Annotated in this window: 4 protein-coding genes and 1 pseudogene; all 5 read right to left on the minus strand. The window is 65.6% G+C overall.

Annotation, left to right across the window (positions count from 1 at the left end):
• A pseudogene (locus CXR02_RS23105) lies at positions 1-140 on the minus strand (lipoyl synthase); the annotation flags it as partial.
• Between the two features lie 13 nt (positions 141-153).
• Positions 154-1551, minus strand: a complete 1398-nt coding sequence (locus tag CXR02_RS21750) for an L-serine ammonia-lyase (protein ID WP_104063876.1) — start codon at positions 1549-1551, stop codon at positions 154-156.
• An 84-nt stretch (positions 1552-1635) separates the two neighbouring features.
• A complete protein-coding gene (glyA, locus tag CXR02_RS21755; protein WP_308470706.1) occupies positions 1636-2958 on the minus strand; it encodes a serine hydroxymethyltransferase in 1323 nt (440 codons plus the stop codon).
• Positions 2955-3338: a glycine cleavage system protein GcvH gene (gene gcvH, locus CXR02_RS21760; protein ID WP_104063877.1), complete on the minus strand. Its 384-nt coding sequence runs from the start codon at positions 3336-3338 to the stop codon at positions 2955-2957. Before gcvH ends, glyA begins: the two co-directional genes overlap by 4 nt.
• Positions 3339-3606: 268 nt before the next feature.
• On the minus strand, positions 3607-4719 hold the full coding sequence (gene gcvT / locus CXR02_RS21765; protein WP_104063878.1) for a glycine cleavage system aminomethyltransferase GcvT: 1113 nt from the start codon (positions 4717-4719) through the stop codon (positions 3607-3609).
• Positions 4720-4910: the final 191 nt, after the last annotated feature.

Consider the following 4910-nt stretch of genomic DNA (forward strand, 5'->3'; position numbering starts at 1 on the left):
TTGACCAGGTTCTTGAGCTGGACATACTCCGGACCCATCTGGACCTTCGCCTTGATCCACTCCGGCTTCCGCTCCACGGGTACTGCAGAGTTGCGCTGCTCAACGCGCAGCAGCTTCCGGCCTTCTGGTGCCAGTGTCATCAGTTCTCTTCCCTTAGCATTCCACTACGTTGACGGCGAGGCCGCCCATGGCCGTTTCCTTGTACTTGGAGCTCATGTCCCTGCCGGTCTCGCGCATGGTCACGATCACCTCGTCCAGGGACACCCGGTGCGTACCGTCCCCCCACAGGGCCATCTTCGCGGCGTTGATGGCCTTCGCGGCCGCGATCGCGTTGCGCTCGATGCACGGCACCTGGACCAGCCCGCCGATCGGATCGCACGTCAGGCCCAGGTTGTGTTCCATCGCGATCTCCGCGGCGTTTTCCACCTGTTGGGGTGTCCCGCCCATGACCTCGGCGAGGGCACCGGCCGCCATGGACGACGCCGATCCCACCTCGCCCTGGCAGCCCACCTCGGCACCCGAAATGGACGCCTGTTCCTTGTACAGCACCCCGATGGCACCGGCCGTGAGCAGGAACTTGACCACAACGTCGTCGCGGTCTTCCTGCGTGGCCTTGTCCATCCCGGGTGCGAAATGCAGCGCGTAATACAGGACCGCCGGGATGATCCCCGCAGCGCCGTTCGTGGGGGCCGTGACAACCCGGCCGCCGGACGCGTTCTCCTCGTTCACTGCCAGGGCGATGAGGTTCACCCATTCCTGCCAGTACTTCGCGTCCCGGTCCTTGTCCTCCTTTTCGAGCCGCTCATGCCAGTCCGGCGCACGACGGCGGACCTTCAGTCCGCCGGGCAGCAGCCCCTCACGCTTGAGGCTGGTTGCCACGCACTCCTCCATCACGGAGTAGATGTGCAGCAGGCCTTCGCGGATTTCCGCCTCCGACCTCGAGGCAAGCTCATTCACGAACATGACCTCGCCGATCGACAGGCCCTTGGACTGGCACCGGCCCAGCAGCTCCGCCGCGGTGCGGAACGGCAGCGGCAGTTCCTTTTTGGACTCGTCCAGTTCCTTCAGGGCCGCGTCCTCTTCGCCCTCGCGGACAATAAAACCGCCGCCGACGGAGAAGAACGTGGCCTTGTGCAGAACTTCGCCCTCTGTGTCGCTGACGGTGAAGGTCATGCCGTTGGTGTGCCGCGGCAGGACAGTCAGCGGGCGCAGGACAATATCCTTGACCCCGTACGGCAGGGGTACGGAACCGGCGAGCTGGAGGGTGCCGGTTTCGGCGATGGCAGCGAGCCGCTCCTCCACCTCGGCCGGCAGGATCTTTTCCGGGTGGAAACCCTCCAGGCCCAGCAGGATGGCCGTCATGGTGCCGTGGCCATGGCCCGTTGCCGCGAGGGACCCGTACAGGTCCACCCGCAGCCCCGCCACCTTGTCCAGGCTGCCGGAGCCCTTGAGCTCCTCGGCGAACACCGCGGCAGCGCGCATCGGCCCCACAGTGTGAGAGCTCGACGGCCCGATCCCGACGGAGAACAAATCAAAGACTCCAACGGCCATGTGCGTTTCCTAACTAAGTATTGGTATTGCGGTTCCCGGTGGTTGAGCCTGTCGAAACCCGACGGGCCCAACCACCGGAAGGGACTACAGCCCCGGGTACAGCGGGTGGGCGGCGGCGAGAGCCTCTACCCGGTGACGCAGGCCGGAAAGGTCCGCGTCGGCGTCGGCAATCAAGGCCTCGGCGATGATGTCCGCGACTTCACGGAAGGCTGCCTCGCCGAAACCACGGGTGGCCAGCGCGGGGGTGCCGATCCGGAGGCCGGAGGTGACCATCGGAGGGCGCGGATCGAACGGCACGGCGTTGCGGTTGACGGTGATGTCAATCGCGGCCAGGCGGTCCTCGGCCTGCTGGCCGTCCAACTCGCAGTTGCGCAGGTCAACCAGGACCAGGTGGACATCGGTGCCGCCGGAGATCACGTTGATGCCCTTGGCGGTGACGTCCGGCTGGATGAGGCGGTCGGCCAGGATGCTGGCGCCGGCCAGGACGCGCTCCTGACGTTCCTTGAACTCCGGCGTTGCTGCGATCTTGAAGGCCACGGCCTTGCCGGCGATGACGTGCTCCAGCGGGCCGCCCTGCTGTCCGGGGAACACAGCCGAGTTGATCTTCTTGGCGATCGCGGCGTCGTTGGAGAGGATGATGCCGCCGCGCGGACCGGCGAGGGTCTTGTGCGTGGTGGAGGTGGTGACGTGGGCGTGCGGCACCGGGGACGGGTGCAGGCCGGCTGCCACCAGACCGGCGAAGTGCGCCATGTCCACCATCAGGAAGGCACCCACCAGATCGGCGATCCGGCGGAACTCGGCGAAGTCCAGCTGGCGGGCGTAGGCCGACCAGCCGGCGACGATCAGCTGCGGCTTGTGCTCCAGCGCCAGGCGCTCCACCTCGGCCATGTCAATGGTGTGGGTGTCTTCGCGGACCTGGTACGGGACCACGTTGTAGAGCTTGCCGGAGAAGTTGATCTTCATGCCGTGGGTCAGATGGCCGCCGTGGGCCAGGTTCAGGCCCATGATGGTATCGCCCGGCTTGATCAGCGCGTGCATGACCGAGGCGTTGGCCTGGGCGCCGGAGTGCGGCTGCACGTTGGCGAACTCGGCGCCGAACAGGGCCTTGACCCGGTCGATGGCCAGCTGCTCGATGACGTCCACGTGCTCGCAGCCACCGTAGTAGCGCTTGCCCGGGTAGCCCTCGGCGTACTTGTTGGTCAGGACCGAGCCCTGCGCCTGCATCACGGCAACGGCCGTGTGGTTCTCGGAGGCGATCATTTCCAGGCCATTGCGCTGGCGGCCCAGTTCGTCGTCGATCTTGACGGCGATCTCCGGGTCCAGCACCGACAGGTCGGTGTCCAGGCTCGCGGAAACTACCTGCTCAAAGACTCTGATTGTGCCCACGGCCGCGGCAGCGGCGCTCACAGTTCGCCACCGTTTACTTCGGCGTATTCCTGGGCAGAAAGCAGCGGGCCCTCGGACTCGACGGTCACCTTGAAGAGCCAGCCGGCACCGTACGGATCGGAGTTGATCAGCGCAGGATCGCCGACGGCGTCTTCGTTGATTTCCGTGACCTCGCCCGTCACCGGGGAGTACAGGTCAGAGACGGACTTGGTGGACTCGATCTCGCCGCAGGTCTCCCCCGCGGTCACCGTGGAGCCAACCTCGGGCAGGTCCACGTACACGATGTCACCCAGCGCCTCAGCGGCAACAGCGGACACGCCCACAACGGACGGACCAGAGCCATCGAGCGCGATCCACTCGTGCTCGGCGGAGTACTTCAGTTCAGCGGCAACCTTAGCCATGTGTGTTCCTTACGTTTCGAAGTCAGTTGTGGTCGGGTTGGGAGGCTGGTGACCGAATTCCTCCGCGTGCTGGCTCGTACCTCGCCTCTGACGCACGCTTCCGGAATCCGCTCACCGCCAGGGTAGGCGGCACTTCCTAAGCACCTAGGGGGACGGTCAACGCCAACCCCCGGGGAGGTTCCGTTGTGGGTGGCATCCGGCAGCGTGCGTCAGAGCGACGAAGGAGCAGCACGCAGAGGATGTCAGCCGCAACGGAACCCGTAGCACCTTACTTTTGGCGCTTGTAGAACGGCAGTGCGACAACCTCGAAAGGCTCTGCCTTGCCGCGCAGGTCGATGTCCAGGGCGGTGCCAATCTCGGCGTGCTCGACGTCGACATAGGCCATCGCCACCGGGTAGCCGAGGGTGGGGCTGGGCTGGCCGGAGGTGACTTCGCCAACCACGGCGCCGTCCTTGAGCACCGGGTAGTGCCCGCGGCCGGCGCGACGTCCGAGTCCCTTCAAGCCCACAAGCTTACGCTTTGATCCGGCTTCCTTGGCAGCTTCCAGGGCGGAGCGGCCCACGAAGTCGCCTTCCTTGCTCTTGAGCGCCACAACGCCACCCAGGCCGGCGTCGAACGGTGACCGTTCGAGGGAGAGTTCGTTGCCGTAGAGCGGCATGCCGGCTTCAAGGCGGAGCGAATCGCGTGAGGCGAGGCCGCACGGAACGATGCCGAACTCAGCCCCTGCTTCGGCGACGGACGCCCACAGGGAGGCGGCGCCGTCGTTCGCTACGAAGAGCTCGAAGCCGTCCTCGCCGGTGTAGCCGGTGCGCGCCAGGATGACGTTGTGGCCGGCCACGGTGAGCTCGTTGAACGCGTAGTACTTCAGGTCGGTGACTAGCGGGTGCTGGGCCTCAGCGGTCAGCTTGAGCAGGATGGCCTCGGCCTTGGGGCCCTGGACCGCGATCAGCGACGTGATGGCGGAGGCGTCCTCCACCTTCACGTTGAACGCCGTGGCGCGTTCGGCCAGGGCGACGGCGACGGTGGGGGCGTTGCCCGCGTTGGGGACCACGAGGTACTTCTCGTCGCTGAAGCGGTACACGATGAGGTCATCGATGATGCCGCCGTCGGCGTTGCAGATGAGCGAGTACTTGGCCTTGCCGTCCGCGATGGCGGAGAGCTTGCCCACGAGTGCGTAGTCCAGGAACGCGCCGGCTTCCAGGCCGGAGACCCAGACTTCGCCCATGTGGGAGAGGTCGAACAGCCCGGCAGCGTTGCGCACCGCGTGGTGCTCGGCCAGCTCGGAGCTGTACTTCAGGGGCATCTGCCAGCCACCGAAATCGGTGAAGGAAGCGCCGAGTTTCTTGTGCTCTTCGTAGAGAGCGGTGTAGTTCTCAGTCATTGTGAAAGCCTTTCATACCTAAAGGAGATCGAGCCCGGTGATCGAGCTTGTCGAGATCCACGGGTTTCGACAAGCTCAACCACCGGCCGAAACTAGTTCGCGAATTCTTCGATGGGCGGGCAGGAGCAGATCAGGTTGCGGTCTCCGCCGGCGCCGTCGATGCGGCCGACGGGCGGGAAGTACTTGTCCTG

Origin of the sequence: Arthrobacter sp. 4R501, assembly GCF_002929755.1 — a bacterium.
GTDB lineage: Bacteria > Actinomycetota > Actinomycetes > Actinomycetales > Micrococcaceae > Arthrobacter.

What these genes read in the sequence shown, in the direction of transcription:
- gcvH (WP_104063877.1), bottom strand. Translation starts at nt 3,338, where the DNA reads ATGGCTAAGGTTGCCGCTGAACTGAAGTACTCCGCCGAGCACGAGTGG.
- gcvT (WP_104063878.1), bottom strand. Translation starts at nt 4,719, where the DNA reads ATGACTGAGAACTACACCGCTCTCTACGAAGAGCACAAGAAACTCGGC.
- CXR02_RS21750 (WP_104063876.1), bottom strand. Translation starts at nt 1,551, where the DNA reads ATGGCCGTTGGAGTCTTTGATTTGTTCTCCGTCGGGATCGGGCCGTCG.